We start from the raw sequence: 19142 nt of genomic DNA on the forward strand, positions 1-19142 counted from the left end.
CATCATGTTCGTGACCTTAGATGATAATGATTATCATTTTCAACACAAAAATCCCATTCCCCCTCACTTCGCCGTGAGAGGTCGTGCGAACATACCCTGACGAACGACAGGGACGCGCCATGGTTGCCACGTCCCCACCCACGAAACAGGTCCCCCATCGTCAAAAAGTTTTTGGTGAAGCTTTTTACAAAAAGCTTCAAGGAACGCCGCCTTTTTGAAAAAAGCCGGCACCCGAAAACTTTTATCCCATTCGTTTTTTATGAAACCGCCGCAGGCGACACCACGCGGTGTTCGACCACCTGCCCCACGATGATCAGCGCCGGGCTTTCGACCCCGTTGTCCCGCGCAAGGTCCGGCAGGGTGGACAGCGTGCCGGTCAGGACGCGCTGGTCCGGGCGGGTGCCGCGTTCGACAATGGCGGCGGGCCAGTCGGCAGGCAGTCCGTGACGCGCCAGTTCCGCGCACAGCACCGGCAGGGCCGAAACCCCCATATAGATGACGATCGTCTGCCCCGGCCGGGCCATGTTGGCCCATGGCAGGTCCAGCACCCCATCGGCGCGGGCATGGCCGGTGACGAACATGCACGCCTGCGCGCAGTCGCGATGCGTCAGCGGTATCCCGGCATAGGCCGCGCACCCGTTGGCCGCCGTGATCCCCGGCACGACCTGGAAGGGGATGCGCGATTGAAGCAGCGCCTCGATCTCCTCCCCGCCGCGCCCGAACACGAACGGGTCGCCCCCCTTCAGGCGCAGCACGCGCTGGCCCGCGCGCGCGCGACGGACCAGTTCGGCGTTGATCTCCTCCTGCGGCATGGTGTGGCGGTTGCGCTGCTTGCCCACGAACACCAGTTCCGCATCGCGGCGCACGCGGTCCAGCAGGTCGGGGGAGAGCAGTTGGTCATACAGCACGCAATCCGCATTCTGCATCATGTGCAGTGCGCGCAGCGTCAGCAGGTCCGGGTCCCCCGGCCCCGCACCGACCAGCCAGACCTCGCCCCCCGGCGCGTCCCCCGCCAGCAGCGTGTCGAGCACGTGGCGCGCGCGATCCATGTCGCCGCTGCGGGCGGCCTGCGCGCCGGCACCATCCAGGAACGCCTCCCACACGCGGCGGCGGCGCACGATATCGGGGCATGCCGCGCCGACGCGCTCGCGCTCGGCCTGCATGAAATCGGCCAGCGCGCCGGTGCCGTCGGGAATTGCCGCCTCGATCTGTTCACGCAGGCGCCGCGCCAGCACCGGGGCCGCGCCGCCGGTGGAAATGGCGATGCGCACCAGCCCGCGATGCACCTGCGCCGGCGTGATGAAGGTGGAGGGCTGCGGATCGTCCACGGCGCAGACCGGCACGTTGAGGTCGCGTGCGATGGCGGCGATGCGGCGGTTGAGCGTGCGGTCATCGGTCGCGACATAGACCAGGCGGCAGCCGGGGATGGCGGCGCGCACGGCGTCGTCCGATGCCTCCGCCGCGATATGGGTCAACGCGCCCCCGTCGCACCAGCGGCGCATGTCCGCGACCAGCCGCGTCGCGATGACCGAAATGCGCGCCCGGTGCGCCAGCAGCAGCCGCACCTTGTTCACCGCGACCTCGCCCCCGCCCACGACCAGCACCGGCGCGTCATCAAGCCGCAGCGCCAGCGGAAACCATGCGGGATCAGAAGAAGAAAGGGTCATGCACCATTCACCGGCATGGACCGGTGGCTCCAACAGACACGAAAGGGCACGCACGGGCCGGGCCATGCGCGCGATGGGAAAACACGACGGGCGGGAACGTGCCGGGACACCGCACGGGGTTCAGGCCACGGCGGCCCGCCCCCATCCGCCCGCCATGACGCGCGGGATCAGTAGGGGTTGGCTTTCTTCAGCCCCTCGGCATAGCCCCAGCGCTGCCAGTCGGCGCGATTGTCCACCTTGCCCGGCGTGACGTGGGAACACGCGCCAAGCGCAAGCACGAAGGCAAACAGGCCAAGGATATGGACAATGCGGGTCAAGTAAGCCTCCTGCTGGACACGGCGGCAACATAACAGAAAAGCGAACCGCCGGTCACGACCCATCATGCAGGTGGCGTTTGCATATTGCGCGCCGTGCACGGATAACCCATCCACGGGGGCCACGCCATACCCGTGGCCATCCCGCCCAACCACCGCCGGACACAGGACCAGGCCGCCATGACCACCGCGCACATGACCACAGCCCACACCGTCCACGACCTGCGCGCGCAGGTCATGCAATGGAAACGCGACGGGTTGCGCGTGGCGATGGTGCCGACCATGGGCGCCCTGCATGACGGGCACCTGTCGCTGGTGCGGGCCGCGCGCGCGGCGTGTGACCGCGTGGTCGTCAGCATCTTCGTCAATCCGATACAGTTCGACGACGCCGCCGACCTTGCCGCCTATCCCCGGACGCTGGACGCGGACGCCGCCCTGCTGCGCGGCGCGGGCGTCGATGTGCTGTATGCGCCGAGTGCCGCCGAGATGTATCCCCCCGGCTTCGCCACCACCATTCGTGTGCGCGGCGTGTCCGAAGGGCTGTGCGGTGGCGCGCGCCCCGGCCATTTCGACGGCGTGGCCACCGTGGTGTGCAAGCTGCTGATGCAGGCACTGGCGGATTGCGCGTTCTTTGGCGAAAAGGATTTCCAGCAGGTGCATGTCGTGCGCCGCATGGTCACGGACCTGAACCTGCCGGTGGAGATCGTCACCTGCCCCACCCGGCGCGAAGACGATGGCCTTGCGATGTCATCACGCAACCGCCGTCTCTCGGCCGAAGGGCGCGCCCGCGCGCGCATCCTGCCGCAGGTGCTGACGCAGTGCGCCGAACGCATTGCGGCGGGCGACGACCTCGACACCGCCCTGCAACAGGCCCGCGACGCGCTGATTGCCGCAGGGTTCACGTCGGTGGATTACCTCGAATTGCGCGATGCGCGCGACCTCGCCCCCGTCACCACCACCCCCACCGCGCCCGCACGCCTGCTGGCGGCGGCATGGCTGGAGTCCGTGCGGCTGATTGATGGGGTGGACGTGGGGGTGTAGGTCCGGGGCGTCCCTCAGGGGCTTTGCCCCCGAACCCCCACCAAAGGGCATTGCCCTTTGGAAACCATGACTTTTAAACGAATCAGGGTGCAGGGATCGTGATCCCTGCCGGGTCCGGGCAGCGCCCGGGTGTCTCATGCGGCGACAGTCTCAGGGGCTTTGCCCCCGAACCCCCACCAAAGGGTATTACCCTTTGGAAACCATGGCTTTTAAACGAATCAGGGTGCAGGGATCGCGATCCCTGCCGGGTCCGGGCAGCGCCCGGGTGTCCCATGCGCCAACGGCCTCCCCCGGCGAAAGGTCAGTCCGTCAGGCGACGCGCTTCGTCGGGGAGCATGATGGGAATGCCATCGCGAATCGGGAAGGCAAGGCCCGCGCCCTTGCTGATGAGTTCACCGGCCTCGCGGTCATAGATCAGCGGCCCCTTGGTCACCGGGCACACCAGCACCGACAGCAGGCGGGGATCGAGCGGGGGAAACGTGGGTTTTTCGGTCATGAGGGGCGGCCTCCTGCGTAAATCATGATGGATCAGGACGGGGATGCACCCTCGTCCGGCTCATGTCCAGCCATGTCCAGCAGCGTGCGCAGCGTATGGGCGCGCTCCGCCAGCGTTGCGGATTCCAGCAGCGCCTGTTTTTCCGCCTTCGCGAACGGGCAGATCATCGGCAGCGTCACCAGAAGCGTCGCATCATCCATTTCATACAGCGCATCCCACTGCGTATTCAGCCCCTGCCGCGCGCAGAAACGGCGCAGCGACTCCAGCAGGCGTTCACGGTCATAGGCCACGTCCTCGTCCGGGTCGGTCACGTCGGCGGCAAAGCCCGACACGTCGATGCGCGCCACGCGATAGCCGCGCCGCACCCCGGCCTCCCGCAGCAGGCGAAAGCGCGCCAGCCCCGTCAGCGTGATGCCGTACGTGCCATCGGCGCGTTCGGTCATCGACGTGATCCGCCCGACACAGCCGATGGAATACAGTTCCGGCGGGTCTTCGCTCCCGTCGGCCACGTCACTGCCGGACACGCCCGCGACCGACTCCATGCCGGGCCAGTCGCGCGGCTGGATCATGCCGATCATCCGCTCCCCGCGCATCGCGTCCTCCACCAGCGCGACATAGCGTGGCTCGAACACGTTGAGCGGCAGCTTCCCATGCGGCAGCAGCATGACCTCGTCCAGCGGGAACAGCCCGATTTCCGCCGGGAAATCCGCCAGCGTCATGTCCTGGATCAGCGGGATGCGACGCGGTATGTCGTCATCATGCCCGACGACATACCCCATCCGGTCGTGGCGTGACGTCATGAAAACAGCAGCGAGGACATGCGCCTGCGCGCCGCCACCGTCGCGGGGTCGTCATGGCCCCATGCCTCGAACAGGCGGATCAGCTGCAGGCGCGCGGCGTCATCGTTCCACGCGCGGTCTTCCTTCATGATCGTCAGCAGCTCATCCGCGGCCTCCGCCTTCTGCCCGGCCGCGTTCAGGGCGGCGGACAGTTCGAAACGCGCGGCGTAATCCTTCGGGTTGGCGGCAAGGCGCGCGCGCAGGCTTTCGGCCTCCTCCGCCGCCTTGCGCCCTTCGCGCTTGAGGTCGAGCGCCGCGCGCGCGCCCTTGATCTCCGCATGCTCGGCAATCGCGGCGGGCACGTCGCGCAGGGCGTCGGCGGCCCCTTCCTCATCGCCCATGACGATCAGCGCGCGCACCAGCCCGCCCCATGCGGTGGGGTTTTCCGGCTCGATCTCCAGCACCTGGGAATAGGCGCTCGCCGCGGCCTCCGCCCGGCCTTCGTCAAGTTCCTTGCGCGCAAGGGCGATCAGGTCGGCCGCCGGCAGCGCGCCGCCCGCCGCCTTGAGCACGCCTTCGACAAAGCGGCGGACCTCGCTCTCGGGCTGCGCGCCCTGGAACAGGTCGAGGATCTGCCCCTGCCAGAACGCCGCGACCAGCGGGATCGACTGCAGCGGCAGGCCGATCTTGCCCAACTGCTGCGCCAGCGCCTGGTTGGCGTCCACGTCGATCTTCACCAGCCGCACGCGCCCGCCGGCCGATGTCACCACCTTTTCAAGGACAGGGGTCAGCTTCTTGCACGGCCAGCACCACGCGGCCCAGAAATCGACCAGCACCGGCACGCTGCGGCTGGCGTCGACCACGTCGCGCATGAAGGTGTTCTGGTTGCCATCCGAAATCACGGCCGCCCCGGCGGACGGCGCCGCACCACCCGGCGCGGCGGCGGAAGCGCCGGGACGCGCGTTGGGGGACGGGGACTGACCAATGATATAGTCCATGGAAACTTGATCCTGCCTTGGCTTGTGTCTGTGGGCCTGTGTCTTCGCCACCGCCCGCCCCCGAAAGGGCGCGGACGGCCGATGTTTCATCTCGATAGATTGTCATTCCCACGGCATCGCGCAACCTCCGGACGGGCAGATGAAAAAAAACATCCCCACCTGCATTTTCCCCCTTGCGCCCCAGACGCTTATTCCGTAAACACCGCTTCACCGACACGGAGCGCGGGCGTAGCTCAGGGGTAGAGCACAACCTTGCCAAGGTTGGGGTCGAGGGTTCGAATCCCTTCGCCCGCTCCAAGGTTCTCAAAGAGAATCAGTCGGTTAGATGATGAGCCACCAGCCATCATCGGTTCGTCTAGCACGCTACTAACACGCACAGTTTTAGTTACCATCACCCGGGTTGCCGCCCGGCTGATGGCGTTTGCTATCTCGTCAACAGCCTTGCAGGCATTGCCGAGGTAGTCAGGCATGACATGAACGTAGCGTCCTGTCGTCCTGAAATTGGGCAGGTCGTGCCCGGTGAAGCATGAAATCTCCCCCGGCGGCACTCCCCGCGCGAACAACTCCGTCGTGATCGTATGCCGGATCGTGTAAGGCGTGATGTCATCCGGCAACCCAGCAAGAGCGCGGGCGATCCTCCACGGTTTATTGATCTTCTGCACCGGCTTCCCGTGCCATGCCACCAGCGGGCCAGTCGGGACGGATTCAATCCACGGACGCACAAAGTCGGCCACTGGCAGACGCGGCCTGCGCTTCTTTGTCCGTTCCCGTCCCGGCGGATTCAGGTCGATAAAACCGCGTTCAAGGTCACACTGTTCCCGGGTTAGCTGCAAGATTGCTTCAGGTCGTGATGCCGTAGCGATCAGCAGGACAAAGAACATGCGGAGGTGGTCGGGCATTTCGGCACTGAAGAACCGAGCCATTTCCTCGACCGTCGCCACGCGTTCGCGCGGCTCACCGTCTGGCAGACGCAGGAATGGCATGGGACGATCGAGTTCGCCATTGTTCCATGCCCAGTTCACCGCCGCCTTTGTGATGGTGAATATCCGCTTGATATATCCCGCAGCGTACCCCTTGTCCTGTAACTTGCGGACAGCCTGTTTTTGCTGGTCGAGGTTCAATTCGCCAACGGTGATCCCCTCCGGCAGGACATCGAGCATGAGACGCAGGACGATCTTATTCTCGCCCTGGCTGCGAACGTGCTGACCCTGCCGGAGGTAGTAGCGGGTCACGACCTCCGCTAACGGAACATCCCGTGCGGTCTGCATCTGGCCGGTGGCATGTTCTGCAACGAAGCGCGCTAACGCGATTTCGGCTTCCCGAGGATCGCTAGTGCCGAGCGATGCGCGCTTTGTCTGTCTCGTGACGCTATCATACCAGCACGCGCACCAGTTGTCCGACCCTCGGCGTTTGCCGAGGAAGTACTTACCTGTCGGTTCAGTGGTGCGGCGCATGGTGTAATCTCGTTCCTAACTAAATAATCTTCGAGGTGTTGGGGAGTATATCGAATCCGGCGACCAACCATTGTGTAGCCAATTTCGCCCTTCTTACGGTAACGGGCAACGGTGGTGACAGATACCCCTAGTCGGGCCGCGATCCCCTGTTCAGTCAAAAGCGTTCTGAAGGATTCCGATTTCTTAAAGTGCGATTGTTTATAAGGATTGTTTTCTATATAGGCATCCATCATAATACCTTTTGGAAGCAGTCATTATCTCCATCGGAGAAAAAGCCGTTAGGTAGCTGGATCAGCGCCTAGCGGCTTTTTCTTTTTCTGGCAGAAGAAACCAGACGACTTTCCCGCCAATGACCTCACATTCCATCCGCGCCAGTGCTTCGGCCGGAACGCTTTCCCGGGCATAGAACGTGACCGTCCCGTGTGTTGGATGGCGCAGCAGTTCGCCCGTTTTCTTGTTGGTCAGGATCGCGCATGTGAGCATGAACTTGATGCCAGCGGCTTCGGTTATTTCCCACGCGCCGATGGTCGTGTTTGCGCCGGTCCTGCCCGCAAGGAATGGGTCCGCGCCATCGTCGATCATCTTATCGGTCATTGTCCGGCCCAGTTCGAGGCAGGCCAGAAAATCCGGGTTTGTCAGCATGTCATACATTGAGCTGTCCCACGTTTGAGGGTTGCCCGGCCCCAAGGATGGGCCGGGCGTTGCCGCGATCAGCGAATAAGGACGCTGACGACGGCATCGGTCGCGGCCGCGTCCTGCACGACCGTCCCGACCAGCGTGTTTCCCGTCGCCGTGGACGTGACCAGCTTGTTCGTGGCGTCGAAGTAGCAGGAGTCACCGACCGCGAACGTGTCCGTCCCATTCTTGGGCAGGCCGAACACAGCGTTGCGCTCGATGTCGAGGTCGGAACCGGCGGCAGCGTCACCGCAGGCCACGCCGACCAGACTGCCGATGACCACAAGGTCGCTCGACGCCGTATCGACAGGCGCGGGAATGGTGATGATGCGGCCCGGCTGGATGAAGTTACGCATGACTCAAAGCCCTTTGCTTGTGCGAAACCGGATCGTGTTCGGTTTCGGCCGTGTGAGGCGGGCGATTTCACTATTGATCGTGAATAAAGCCGCCTGAATCTGGTTGAAGGTGCGGGACTGGACCTGTTCGCCGTTCTGGTCCGTGATGGACTGGGGCGCGCTCATCTGCGCGATAAGGTCGTCACGGGTCCGCAGAAGGGCGGACAGGACCGCTGCCGTGTCACTGTCCGCCATTGGCTTACGCGCTCGCGCCCGGGTTCATGTAAGCGCCGCGCCAGTCCACCGCGCCCGCGCCAAGGTGCAGGTAAACGCGGAACTCGGTGCCCAGCGTGTTCCAGCCCAGACGGGTGCTGATCTGCGGACCCGGTTCGCTGGCGATGGTGGCCGCTTCCAGAACCGGCACGGCGGCCGGATCAGCGAACAGATACCAGCGACTGTCCGTGATGCGCGGTTCGACCAGCAGCGACAGCTTGCCGGTACCACCCCACGGGTTCACGTCGTCGGGCGTGGTCGCATAGATGCCCGCAAGGAACTGTTCGGCGATGGTTTCCATCGCGGGACCAACCAGCAGGTACTTCGGCGCGCTGTTAATCAGCGTCACGCCGTCCAGCGCCTTGAAGCTGCGCATGGTCTGGCGACCAGAGCCCAGCGTGGCAACGGACAGCGCCGCGCCAGTCCCGGCCGCGTTGCGCGACTTGTCGAACAGCGGCTTGCCGTCCTCGTTCATCTTCCCATTGGACAGCAGCGCGGCCACGATAAGGTTTGCCTCGGTCGTGGCGGCCGCACGGGACGCGATCTGCGACCAGTCCGTCAGCGCCGACAGGTCATCGTTGAGAACAGCCCGATGCGACAGGGCGAACGTGTTCCCGTAGGTGCCGAGGGTGTACGTCTCGGTCGCCTCGGCGACGGTCTTGGCCTTCAGTTCCCCGGATTCCGACACCTTATCGAGCGGCGACATGTCGCCACGCTTCACGGTATCGGTTTCGCGGAAGTCCGGCCGCGTGGTCTGGCGCGTCAGCGTCGTGGCGATCGGACTGCGGGCCAGGTCATATCCTGCCATCAGGACACGACGGGTCGAGGACTCCAGCAGGGCAGGCAGGTCGCTGATGGTCATGGCACGGCGGACCAGTTCGGGGCTGCCCATTCCGCGCGTGGATACGCCAGCGGCTTCCAGCGCATCGCGCGCCATGTCCGCCAGTGTCAGGCCCACATAAGGCCGTGCCGCCTCGGACGGCGCGCCGCCAGCCATGCGGAAGAAAAGGGCATCCTCCACGCCGCGCGTGCGCTGCATGGCGTCCGTCGGTTCGGCGCGGGTGACGCGGATGGCAGGGGTCTGCCGTGCGGTCATGCCCTCGAAAGCCGCCGCGCGTGCTGCCACGATGTCCGCGCCGCTGTCGATCTGGGCATCGGCCCATTCTGCGGACAGGCCCGCCGTGCGGGCAATCTGGCGGATGGCCGCGCGGGTCTGCACGATGTCGTCGCCCTGCGGCTGCTGTTCGATGATGTTATCCGGCATCGGATTTTCGCTCCTGATTTTTGCCCCGGCATCCGCGCCGATGGGCACAAGTGAGACCTCGAACGGCGCCCATTTGGTCGCCGTGACGATGGTCGAACGGGTTTTCGGATCGGTGCTGCGGACGGACTGGTCGATGCGGAACCCGATCGACACGTCGCGAATGGCCCGACCTTCAAGCCGGGCGGCGATGGGATCGACGTCCGGGCTGTCCACAAGGCGGCACGAGACGACCAGCTTGCCGTCTTCCATGCGAAAGGCTGTCACATGGCCGATGACATCGGTCGCCGAACCGGAACGATGACCGTTCAACAATGGCGCGCCGACCAGATGGGTCGTGTCCATGCCGTTCGGGTCGAGGCGTTCCACGACGGTCCCGGTGGCCGTGCGACGGTTGACGTCGGCGAACGTGCTGGCGACCGCCTCGAACGTGCGATCCTTGGGGTCGTACGAAGCCGCCTGCGCGCGGAACGTCAGGCCCGTCATTCGCCGCGCCCTTTCGCCTCGGTCATCAGCGCCGACAGGTCATCGGTTTCGATGGCCCTATGGCTCAACTCGAACCTGTCGCCGTACCGGGCACGACGGGTCGATGCCGCCAGCAGTTCGGGAAAGTCGCTGGTGGTCATGGCACGGCGGACAATCTTGGGACTGCCCATGTGCTTGGGTTTGTCCATGATTTCAGGACTCCTGTGTGGGGGTTGCGGGATCTGTGAAGGACAATCCCAGAGCGGCCGCCTCGGCGTTGTCGTGCGCGATTTCAGCGTCGAGGTCGGACACGTCGCGGCCACGCTCGGCCACGGCCTGCCTGCGCGATTTCAGGCCCGCAGCGATTTCGGCCGTGTCGGCCTGCACGCTTTTGAGCGGGTCAACCTGAAATGGCTTGGGTGCCAGCCAACGGACGGCCAGGTACGCGGGATCGGTCTCGAAACCCGGCAGGTCCAGCGCGCCCGACAGCACGCCGAACGTGATGACCTCACGCCAAACCGGCGTGAGGAACTGCGGGACAAGCACGGCATTGTGGCGCTGTGAGGCGGTGCGTCGGAACGGCATCAGTCCGGCCCGAAGGCTGGAATAATTCGCGCCCGACAGGTCGCCCGTGACGATAAACACGGGCATTTCCAGCGCGGCCGCGACCGCTTGCAGCGACAGCTTCACCGTCTCGATGCCACTGGTCGCCTGCTGGGGCGTGCTGAACCGGACATCGTAACCGGGCGGCAGGCGTGTCAGCGTGCCGGGTTCAAGGCCGGACTCCAGAACGTCGCCGATCTGGTTGCCCGCAATGGGTTCGCCATTGCCGGACTGATCGACAAGGAAACCGGCCAGCATCGAAGCCACCTTGGCGTTGACCGTCAGGGCATCGACAAGCTGGTCCACCTCATTCGCCGGGATCAGCGCGGCCGACAGCCAAGGAAGGCCACGAACCTGCCCAGCAGCGAGGGGATGCACCACATGGATGATGTCGGACGCGGGAACGCGAACCGGCTCCATGTACGTCGCATAAAGGGCCGTCGGGACGATGGGCAGGATGTGATAAGCGCGCCGCGTCCCGTCAGGGGCGAACTCGATGCCCTGCACGATGTAACCGCCGTCTGGCAGGTTTGCCGTTAATCTTTCGTAAACCTGTTCGGCGGGGATAAGGCGCAATTTCAGGCCGTTTTCGTCACGAATGACCTGAAGAAACGCCTCACCATCCACGGCCAGCGCCCGGACAACGCTTTCCTGAATCCCTATCCAGTTCGTGCGTCCATCCGCGTCGCAAGACTGGCACCATGCTGCCCAGTAGGCGAGGATTGCCTTGCGACTGGCGGCATCCAGAACGGTCGGCGACGCGGTGATGCCGTCGCCGACAAGTTCCGCCACCCATCCACCTACGCCGTTCTTGCACCACGGGTTGTCGAAGGCGGCAGCGCGCGACCGACCGCGAAGGATATGCAGCGACCGCATCACCTCGGGGTTGATCGGCCCATTCAGTGACTTTGGCGCGCGTGGCCCGCCTGTCGCGCCCTCGAACGTGCCGCCATGATGATGGGCACCAGCAAAAGCGCGCCGAAACGCCGCTTTTAGCTGCCGCATCGCCCCGGTGAACGGAGCGGCCATGTCACGCGCTCCGCAGGAAGACGCCGACCAGCCCGTCGAGGCGGATCGACTGTTCGGAAATGGCGGGCAGTTCGTCCAGCTTGCACGGGCTGAGCGTTTCCGTGCCGTGCGTCAGCGAAACCGATGCCACGATATCGCCAAACAGCGAATAATTGCGGATGTGCATGGTCAGCGCGCGCTTGTCGTACTGGTTGCTGCCAATGTGCATCAGGACGTCAGCGTGTTCGTCCAGCAGCGGGATGGCCGTGTCGATGGTCTTCATCGGCACGCCGACCATGTGCATGTGCAGGCAGATGCCCGCCAAGATGCCGCCCTTGACGGACAGCAGTTTGATCCTGCGGGTGTCCGCCAGATAAATGATGAAATTGCGATACTTTTTCCGCAGGGATGCGGCGGAAGAAAGGTCAGATTCATCATATCCGACAGCCTTCTGATAAATAAAGGCCAGTCCGGTCGGCGGCTGCAATCCAGTCAGCGGAGTCATGACAGGTCATCCCCTTGCTATAGTGAAAGAATGACTCCGGCTTAATTTCTTCCGACGGAGTCTTGCAAGGAATAAATGACCTGAAATACTTTGTTTTACTTGGTATTGACTTATTTTTAGCTTTGAATGTTTTTCAGTCTCGACAGGTTTTACTTAGAAAGCCATTTCGATTTCGCTTGGATGGGTGCCGGTTTCGGCGGCTGTATGCTCGACAGTTCCGCGCGGCGCGTCGTGTCATCGACCTGCACAAGCTGGCGCGCGGCCAGCGCATAGACCATGCAGTCGAGGGATTCCGACCGACGGCCCATGATGCGGACCCACTGGCGGATCGGGCGGCCGCGCTGATACTTGGTTTCGAGGCGTTCGCTGACGATTTCCTCGTAAAAGCGCGCGCCCAACGTGTCGGAAAAGCGGATCGACGTTCCTTTCGCCAGTCGCGTGGCAATCTGCTGTTTCAGGCCGTCCACGCCGACGATGAACAGCCTTCCGCCGCCGGACTTGCTCTGCTCGATGGGCAATCGACGCCCTGCCATGCCCTTGATCGGCACGATCCTGCGGAACGCCTTGCCTTTGCAGAACGAATAGACGGCCTGCATGGTGTTCCCGTCGCTGCTGTCGATGGCGCAGGCATCCACGCCAATCGTGCCGCCTGCTGGATGCTTCCAGCGACGGCCCAGAACGTCGGACAGCTCTCCCCACGGGTCGCTTGTGTTCGGGTCGCCGTATATGACCATCTGCCCAAGGACGTAGGCTGTATGCCGCCCCGCATCGAACCCGACGAACAGCATATCAAGGCCATATCCCTGCACGTCCACGCCGACGGTCATGGTCAGAACGTCCGCAGGCATTGAGTCCAGGGCGAACGGTTCCGCGCGCTGCTGCAACGTGCTTTCGTCAACGTCGAACTCGGAATCCCGCCACGGCTCGGCCAGAATGGTGTTTACGAACGTCTGCAACAGGTCCGGCCGGCCTTTTGCCTGCACGAACTCACGCGCCAGCGTGCCCCACGCGCAATTCGCCAGCAGCGACACCAGCGCGTTGAACCTGTAGCCATGATGATCCTGCACATGGGGCGCGGTTGCCCGCCAGCGGCCTTTTGCGACCATCTGCGCCTTGTGGGCTTCATCCACGACCGAACCGCATGCAGGGCAAACGTAGGCGGCCTTTTCGGGCTGTCCTTCGGGCCATTGGATGTCGGCCCACTTGATCTCATGGAAATGGCCGCAATCGGGGCACGGAACCTCATAGACGCGCTGATCGCTGTTCACATACGAGGTCAGAACCGGGCCGGTTTCCCATACGGGCGTGCTGCCCATGACGATCTTGCGTGGGGAGAAGGACAGCGTGCGGCGCTCGGCCAGCTTGATCGGGTCGCCTTCCTGCGTCGCTTCGTACCCGTCCACCTCGTCCAGCAGCAGGACGCGCACCGTATGGCGACGCAATGACCGCGGCGAACGCGCTGCCACGACCTTGAGCGAACCGCCGGGCCAACGGCGCGACAACAGCGTGTCGCGGTCTGGGCCATCGCTGTCGTCGGTCATCATGCCGCGCACGACCGGGCTGGCGTCGATCAGCGGTTCGAGGTCGGACACCACGAAGTCGCGGCAGTCATCCTGCGTCGGCTGGACCAACAGGATCGGCGCGGGATCGTTGGCGATGTACGACGCCACGGACGACGCCAGAAGCATCGTGAAGCCCGCGCGCACCGGCTTGACGATGGTCACGCGCTCGACAGTCGGGTCGCCAATGCTGTCGGCCATCTGGCGCTGAAACGGCCACAGACGCAGCGGCCCAGACTGGGCAGCGGTATCCGGCAGGCAAATGTTTGCCTCGGCCCATTCGGACAACGGGATGCGCGGTGGCGGCAGCAACGCTTTGCGCGCCTCGGCCCAGATGGCAGCAAGCGCGGCCGTGTTTTCGATCTGGTTAAGCATCAGCTTCGCCCCCGGCCTGTTTGAGCGCGTCGCGGATCGCGCGGTCGATGACTTCCTTGTCGCTGGCGGACAGGCCCGGCAATTCCATCGCAATGCGGCCAGGTACCTGCATGACAGCGGCCCGAATGTTCGCCAGATGGGTCGCCCATTCCCGCACGACGGCCGCGCGTTCGACCAGCGTGCCGCGCTGGATGGCGTTGGCCGTCTCGGCTTTCATGGCATCGGCTTCGGTTTTCCGCGTCCGCGCCGCGATCAATGCCGCGTTCTTTTCAGGTTCTTTGCCCTTCACCTGCTGGCGCAGGCGTTCGGCGTAACGCTGGACCGACGATTTCAGGGGATAGTAATGCGTCCGCTTGTGGCCGGGCAGCAGTTCCCGGCGCAGCACGCCAGAACGGCCCAACTGGTCAACTGTCCTCTCGACAACGCCGAACCAATCCGCCAAAGTCGAAGCCGAGACCAGCGATTCCCCGGTTTCCTTCCCATTGAGCGGCTTTGAAACGGCTTTTTTGACCGTTCCCGCGCTGGGACTTCCCAAAATATCATCGAACTCGTCGAACGGATGGGCCATTTTTGGCTGTTTTCTGCCGATTTTTTGCATTTTTTCGGCGAATTGCGATTCACGCATTTTCATAAATCCTAAAAACAGGTGACCACAGCGGCTCCGCGCCCCCCGCCCGACGGCACTGGGGGGAGAACCTATCCGGCCTTCGGGCAATCCGCCGTTGCCTCGATTTCGGCAATGCGGCGTCGGCTTTCTTATCTTCTGTCTCAATGGCAGCGAGTGTGACGTGACGGACAGCCCCTAAGGGGTCTGTCACGTCTGTCACGCTCCACGCCGCAATGCCCGGATGTTTGTCACGCCTTGTCACACTCGCTGCACGTTCACAACAAACATGCCAAAAAACAGCGGAAAACAGCCATTTCCTATTCGGAAAACAGTGTGACAAGACGGCTTTGTCACGCCTTGTCACGCCTGTCACAAACGACCTGTCGAAAGTCGTTACGATTGCCGTGTGACAAGACTGTCTTGTCACGCTTTCGAGGCGCGTCATGTTGCTCACATCACGTCCTCATCGCCGAATTGTATGCTTTCCTGTCCCGCAGTACGAACCGTGTCTTTCGCTTTATCGGCGATTATCAGATTGAGCCGTGACAGATGTGTGACGGTGCGGTTCAGGGCTTGACGCAAAGCCGCAGCGTCATTTGACGCACAAAAACCGGCACTTTCGGTGCAACGCCGCTTCCAGTCTGAAAACCGTATGGGTTTATCGGGCGCTTCGCGTTCCATTTCGATCAGGATGTCACGCGCCGTTGAAAGCTGCGGACTCAAACGCAACGGTGTAGCGCCATCCCGATTGCTACACGGTTCGCAATAACCTGCCGTGATCTGATCCCCGTCTTCGTCAGTTCCGATTTCATGTGCCGCGATCTTAAAGGCGATCTGGCGGTCACATGTACCGTTGCGGTTCTTCGTCAGTTTGCCGTTAATAACGCCATTCTGATCCTTCGCTTTTACATGAAGCGCCATGTCCAGCGCGCCATTCAGCACGGAATGACCGCGCGGTGTTCCGTTGTCGGCTTTCGTATCGTGATGAATCAAGACAACGGCACAGCCGGATTTAGCTAGGTACCGAGCGACACGGACGACTTTCACCATAGATTCGCTGTCGTTTTCCGTAATGTCGGGAAACGCCATCGCCAGCGTGTCGATAAACACTATCGACGGTTTGCGCTCTCTCACCAGTTCCTTGAGGCGAGTCAGGTCGTCGGATTTATCGACCTTGCCGGTACGGGAATCGACACTGTACCCAAGATTTGAAACCCCACCGATCAGAAGAAAGTCGTCTGTCGTCCCGTGCTGTTCCATGAGCGCCGTGACACGACTGCGCATGCCATGTTCGTCCTCGGCAGCGACATACATGACTGTGCCAGCTTTCGTACGCGATCCAAACGCTTCCTTCCCCTGTGCGATCATGTACCCAAGGTACGGGGCAATCATGGATTTACCTGCGCCCGGTGCGCCAAAGATACAGGCCACATCACCCGCAGCCAGCAAACCTTTGACGACATAAGGTTTCGGGGGAAGGTTCTGGCACTGGCCCGGCGTCAGGATCGTCAGGCGTCCATGACCCGATGCCGGTGCGGCCTCTATCTGGTCTGATACGTCATCATCGTCGAACAAATCGTCAGCGGTGTGATGTTCTTTCGCTGCATCGCGACCGTACGCATATATAAGAGATGTTTCGATCGTCTTACGCCGGTCATGCCACCGCTGATCCCGCTGATCGGCAGGGATATCACCGAACACCCGTTCGAGCTGTTTGATTGCATCAACGTAGCCAATTCCTGCCTTCGCCCATATGCCGCCGAGCCGCACCATGCTGGCGTGGTAATTCTCGCCCGTAAAGATATCCCGCAGCAGGTCGGCCTCTGTCGCCTTATCGCCGGGCGCAGGTGTGGCGTTATCGACATGCTGGCGATCATCCTTCCATCTGGCAGTACGGTCGAGGTCATGCGCTTCGTCGATGCACTGACCTTCCGTCTGGAACGTCTCGACCGGATTGCCGGAGGTGGTCTGCCCTATGAAGTATGACTGTCCAAGCACGTACGACGCCGGATCGAACTTCCCATCAAACAGGCCGATGATGCGAGCGGCGAACCTTTCGCGCTCTTTGGGGTCATGTTCCTGTGATAATGGAGCAAGGATACGCCACTTGGGATGACCCGGCGTGTGAGTCGGCGTGGTGTAAACCAGCGCCGCAATTCCCGCATCGTTAAGCCGTTTCCGGGCTTCCTGCGGGGTGATCTCGCCCGCGTCGTAATCGACTTCGACGCCAGAAACAGACAGGATGCTGTCGTTCCCACGCTTCCCGTTTACCCGGGCCAGCTTGATAAGAGGTAGATTATCTTTTGCCTCCCCAACAGGCTGACGAACCATGTCTGCCAGTTCGGACAGGCTCATTTCTTGCGTATCGTACAGCGCCGGTTTGTACACATCCCGATATGTGGTCACACATACACGCGGAGACACTGGCCCGAGAATGTCATCGAACTCGGAGTCGTACACTACCCGGAGGTGAGGAACATCATTTGTCATGATGCACCTCCGCATGGTACACTTTGCAAGCTAACACGCTTCTAACACGTAACATCGTCTAAACCCTTGATAGGGCGTGTCAGTGAATGGCGATGCTAGACGGCATAACCTATTGATTCAGTTAATTATCTTTGGTCTTGCCAAGGTTGGGGTCGAGGGTTCGAATCCCTTCGCCCGCTCCAGATTTTCCAAGGAAAGTCAGTCGGATACGAGAAAGCCACCGCAAGGTGGCTTTCGTCGTTTCTGCCCCCCAGAACACCACCACACCGGAACATTTCCCCCCTGCCCCGCGCAATGGGCCTGCGGGATGATGCGACATGATCGGGGCAGCAGTGTACGTGCCCGCCCGTGCGCGTGACCTGCCATCCCGTGGGGAACGCGGCATGCCGCCTGCGGCCCCCGCGCCGTCGCCGGCGGCCCCATGGTGTTCAAACATTCGTGATGACGGGGCATCCGACCCGCCCCCAACATTGCCCGCCCCGCCCCGAATGTCGGCATATGGGCGCCGACAGTTCGCACGGGCGTACTCCTGCCCTGTCCCCAGCGCGCATTGACACGCTACGGACGGATATAGTCACGATAGGGAGAGCGTTCCCGGACAGGTCGCCCCTGTCCAGAGCACTTCCCTGCCCTGACAACCCGTTCGCGCGTTCAGAGAATGCAAATCTTCGTCCGTTTACAAGCGACGGTCAGCGCAGCAACCACAAAGGACATGACGACAATGACCAGTCCCTATCGCACGATCAATCCGGCGACCGGAAAGACGGAAAAGGTCTTTGACCTTCATGACGACAAGACGATGCTGGCGAAGCTGGCGACCGCCCACCAGTTCTGGGAAAATGACTGGCGCCGCCGCACCATCGCGCAGCGCAAGGCCGCCATGCTCAAGGCCGCGGACATCCTGCGCCGCGACAAGGAAAAGCATGCCCGCCTGATTTCCATCGAAATGGGCAAGGTCCTGCCGGAAGCCATCGGGGAAATCGCGCTTTCGGCCGATATCCTGACCTATTACGCGCAGAAGGCGGAAACCTTCCTCGCACCGCGCGAACTGCCGGTGTCGCAGGGCCACGCGACCGTCACCAGCGAACCGCTGGGCATCATCTACTGCGTGGAGCCGTGGAACTTCCCCTACTACCAGCTGGCCCGCGTCGCGGCGCCGAACCTGATGGCGGGCAATGTCGTCATGGTCAAGCACGCGCCAAGCGTGCCGCAGTGCGCCGTGGCGTTCGAGGAGCTGTTCCGCGAAGCGGGCCTGCCCGAAGGGGCCTATACCAACCTGTTCATTACCAATGACCAGTCCGAAAAGCTGATTGAACGCCCCGAGGTGCGCGGCGTCGCCCTGACCGGCAGCGAACGCGCCGGCAGCGCCGTGGCGTCGCAGGCCGGGCGCGCGCTGAAGAAAAGCACGATGGAACTGGGCGGTTCCGACGCGTTCATCGTGCTTGACGATGCCGACCTGGACAAGGCGGTGCCCATGGCGGTGCGCGGGCGCATGTCCAACAACGGGCAGGTCTGCACCGCCGCCAAGCGGATGATCGTCCACAAGTCGCTGGTGGAGGAATTCACGTCGCGCCTGAAGGCGGCGGTGGAGGGGTTCCAGTATGGCGACCCGCTGGAACAGGGCGTCACCCACGGCCCGATGAGCAGCCAGGCCGCCATGGAACGGGCCGTGTCACAGGTGGAAAAGGCCGTGTCCCACGGTGCGACGCTGGTTGCGGGCGGCAAAAGGATCGACCGCGAAGGCTTTTTCATGAAGGCCGCGATCCTGACCAGCGTCACGAAGGACAACCCCATTTTCTATGAGGAGATCTTTGGCCCCGTCGCCATCATCTATTCCGTCGGCAGCGATGACGAAGCCATCGCCATGGCCAATGATTCGCCCTATGGGCTGGGCGGGTCCATCCAGACCAGCGACGTGGAACGTGGCCGTCGCGTCGCGGCGCGGATCGACACGGGCATGGTGTTCATCAACAACATTACCGGCTCGGCCCCCGACCTGCCCTTTGGCGGGATCAAGAACTCCGGCTACGGTCGCGAACTTTCGGAATTCGGCATCGAGGAATTCCTGAACCGCAAACTGGTCCACACCCCCTGACCCATCCGGTACAGCCCGCCCCTGTCGCATGACGGGGGCGGTCTTTCCCATGCCACCCGCAAGGGTGGCCGGCAGTGCCGGATTTCTTACAGGCCTGGCAATGCCGAAGCTTTTCTGAACAGGCTTCACCCCGGATTACCGG

General features: G+C 62.8%; 19 protein-coding genes, 1 tRNA gene and 1 pseudogene. 4 read left to right on the forward strand and 17 right to left on the reverse strand.

Annotation, left to right across the window (positions count from 1 at the left end):
- Window positions 1-257: 257 nt before the first annotated feature.
- Complete coding sequence (cysG, locus tag KMAL_RS03630) at window positions 258-1667, reverse strand: siroheme synthase CysG (protein ID WP_110094405.1); 1410 nt, start codon at window positions 1665-1667, stop codon at window positions 258-260.
- A gap of 167 nt (window positions 1668-1834) precedes the next feature.
- Window positions 1835-1984 (reverse strand): hypothetical protein, encoded by a 150-nt coding sequence (locus KMAL_RS17125; RefSeq protein WP_167400103.1) that lies wholly within the window; start codon window positions 1982-1984, stop codon window positions 1835-1837.
- 177 nt (window positions 1985-2161) lie between these two features.
- On the opposite strand from KMAL_RS17125, the gene panC reads away from it, so the two are divergent.
- Window positions 2162-3022, forward strand: coding sequence for a pantoate--beta-alanine ligase (gene panC / locus KMAL_RS03635; protein WP_239019924.1), 861 nt, complete (start codon window positions 2162-2164; stop codon window positions 3020-3022).
- Window positions 3023-3323: 301 nt separating this feature from the next.
- Here the strand turns inward: panC and KMAL_RS03640 are convergent, their stop codons facing one another.
- Genes KMAL_RS03640 through KMAL_RS03650 form a run of 3 tightly spaced genes read right to left on the reverse strand, consistent with a single transcriptional unit; the run spans window position 3324 to window position 5295 of the window.
- Entirely contained in the window at window positions 3324-3518 is a 195-nt protein-coding gene (locus KMAL_RS03640; RefSeq protein ID WP_110094406.1) for a Trm112 family protein, read from the reverse strand.
- A 32-nt stretch (window positions 3519-3550) separates the two neighbouring features.
- Complete coding sequence (locus tag KMAL_RS03645; RefSeq protein WP_110094407.1) at window positions 3551-4318, reverse strand: LON peptidase substrate-binding domain-containing protein; 768 nt, start codon at window positions 4316-4318, stop codon at window positions 3551-3553.
- Window positions 4315-5295 carry a tetratricopeptide repeat protein gene (locus KMAL_RS03650; protein WP_110094408.1) on the reverse strand — a complete coding sequence of 327 codons (981 nt, stop codon included), beginning with the start codon at window positions 5293-5295 and terminating at the stop codon, window positions 4315-4317. Before KMAL_RS03650 ends, KMAL_RS03645 begins: the two co-directional genes overlap by 4 nt.
- 222 nt (window positions 5296-5517) lie before the next feature.
- Here KMAL_RS03650 and KMAL_RS03655 point away from each other — a divergent pair.
- Window positions 5518-5592 (forward strand) — tRNA-Gly (locus KMAL_RS03655).
- A 185-nt stretch (window positions 5593-5777) separates the two neighbouring features.
- Here KMAL_RS03655 and KMAL_RS17890 read toward each other — a convergent pair.
- Window positions 5778-6455 (reverse strand): annotated as a pseudogene (locus KMAL_RS17890) (tyrosine-type recombinase/integrase); the annotation flags it as partial.
- Between KMAL_RS17890 and KMAL_RS17130 the strand changes: the two are divergent.
- The gene (locus KMAL_RS17130; protein WP_167400104.1) at window positions 6399-6539 is read left to right on the forward strand and encodes a hypothetical protein; all 141 of its coding nucleotides are present in this window, start codon (window positions 6399-6401) and stop codon (window positions 6537-6539) included. The pseudogene KMAL_RS17890 and the gene KMAL_RS17130 overlap by 57 nt on opposite strands.
- Before the next feature lie 56 nt (window positions 6540-6595).
- On the opposite strand, the gene KMAL_RS17895 is transcribed toward KMAL_RS17130, so the two are convergent.
- From KMAL_RS17895 to KMAL_RS03715, 11 genes are all read right to left on the reverse strand, one after another.
- The gene (locus KMAL_RS17895; RefSeq protein ID WP_110094409.1) at window positions 6596-6982 is read right to left on the reverse strand and encodes a helix-turn-helix domain-containing protein; all 387 of its coding nucleotides are present in this window, start codon (window positions 6980-6982) and stop codon (window positions 6596-6598) included.
- A gap of 58 nt (window positions 6983-7040) precedes the next feature.
- Window positions 7041-7400, reverse strand: a complete 360-nt coding sequence (locus KMAL_RS03670; protein WP_110094410.1) for a hypothetical protein — start codon at window positions 7398-7400, stop codon at window positions 7041-7043.
- Between the two features lie 59 nt (window positions 7401-7459).
- Window positions 7460-7780 carry a DUF2190 family protein gene (locus KMAL_RS03675; protein WP_110094411.1) on the reverse strand — a complete coding sequence of 107 codons (321 nt, stop codon included), beginning with the start codon at window positions 7778-7780 and terminating at the stop codon, window positions 7460-7462.
- Window positions 7781-7783: 3 nt separating this feature from the next.
- Window positions 7784-8014 carry a hypothetical protein gene (locus KMAL_RS03680; protein ID WP_110094412.1) on the reverse strand — a complete coding sequence of 77 codons (231 nt, stop codon included), beginning with the start codon at window positions 8012-8014 and terminating at the stop codon, window positions 7784-7786.
- A 4-nt stretch (window positions 8015-8018) separates the two neighbouring features.
- Window positions 8019-9779, reverse strand: coding sequence for a prohead protease/major capsid protein fusion protein (locus tag KMAL_RS03685; RefSeq protein ID WP_110094413.1), 1761 nt, complete (start codon window positions 9777-9779; stop codon window positions 8019-8021).
- Complete coding sequence (locus KMAL_RS03690; RefSeq protein ID WP_110094414.1) at window positions 9776-9967, reverse strand: hypothetical protein; 192 nt, start codon at window positions 9965-9967, stop codon at window positions 9776-9778. The genes KMAL_RS03685 and KMAL_RS03690 overlap by 4 nt, the downstream gene beginning before the upstream one ends.
- A 4-nt stretch (window positions 9968-9971) precedes the next feature.
- On the reverse strand, window positions 9972-11390 hold the full coding sequence (locus tag KMAL_RS03695) for a phage portal protein (protein WP_110094415.1): 1419 nt from the start codon (window positions 11388-11390) through the stop codon (window positions 9972-9974).
- 1 nt (window position 11391) lies between these two features.
- Window positions 11392-11874: a hypothetical protein gene (locus tag KMAL_RS03700; protein ID WP_146044143.1), complete on the reverse strand. Its 483-nt coding sequence runs from the start codon at window positions 11872-11874 to the stop codon at window positions 11392-11394.
- A 149-nt stretch (window positions 11875-12023) separates the two neighbouring features.
- Window positions 12024-13808, reverse strand: coding sequence for a phage terminase large subunit family protein (locus KMAL_RS03705; RefSeq protein WP_110094417.1), 1785 nt, complete (start codon window positions 13806-13808; stop codon window positions 12024-12026).
- Window positions 13801-14433 (reverse strand): hypothetical protein, encoded by a 633-nt coding sequence (locus KMAL_RS03710; protein WP_146044144.1) that lies wholly within the window; start codon window positions 14431-14433, stop codon window positions 13801-13803. Before KMAL_RS03710 ends, KMAL_RS03705 begins: the two co-directional genes overlap by 8 nt.
- Before the next feature lie 432 nt (window positions 14434-14865).
- Window positions 14866-16905: an AAA family ATPase gene (locus KMAL_RS03715; protein WP_167400105.1), complete on the reverse strand. Its 2040-nt coding sequence runs from the start codon at window positions 16903-16905 to the stop codon at window positions 14866-14868.
- A gap of 721 nt (window positions 16906-17626) precedes the next feature.
- Between KMAL_RS03715 and KMAL_RS03720 the strand changes: the two genes are divergently transcribed.
- Window positions 17627-19000, forward strand: a complete 1374-nt coding sequence (locus KMAL_RS03720) for an NAD-dependent succinate-semialdehyde dehydrogenase (RefSeq protein ID WP_167400106.1) — start codon at window positions 17627-17629, stop codon at window positions 18998-19000.
- Window positions 19001-19142: the final 142 nt, after the last annotated feature.

It is taken from the genome of Novacetimonas maltaceti (assembly GCF_002906255.1).
GTDB classification, from domain to species: Bacteria; Pseudomonadota; Alphaproteobacteria; order Acetobacterales; family Acetobacteraceae; genus Novacetimonas; species Novacetimonas maltaceti.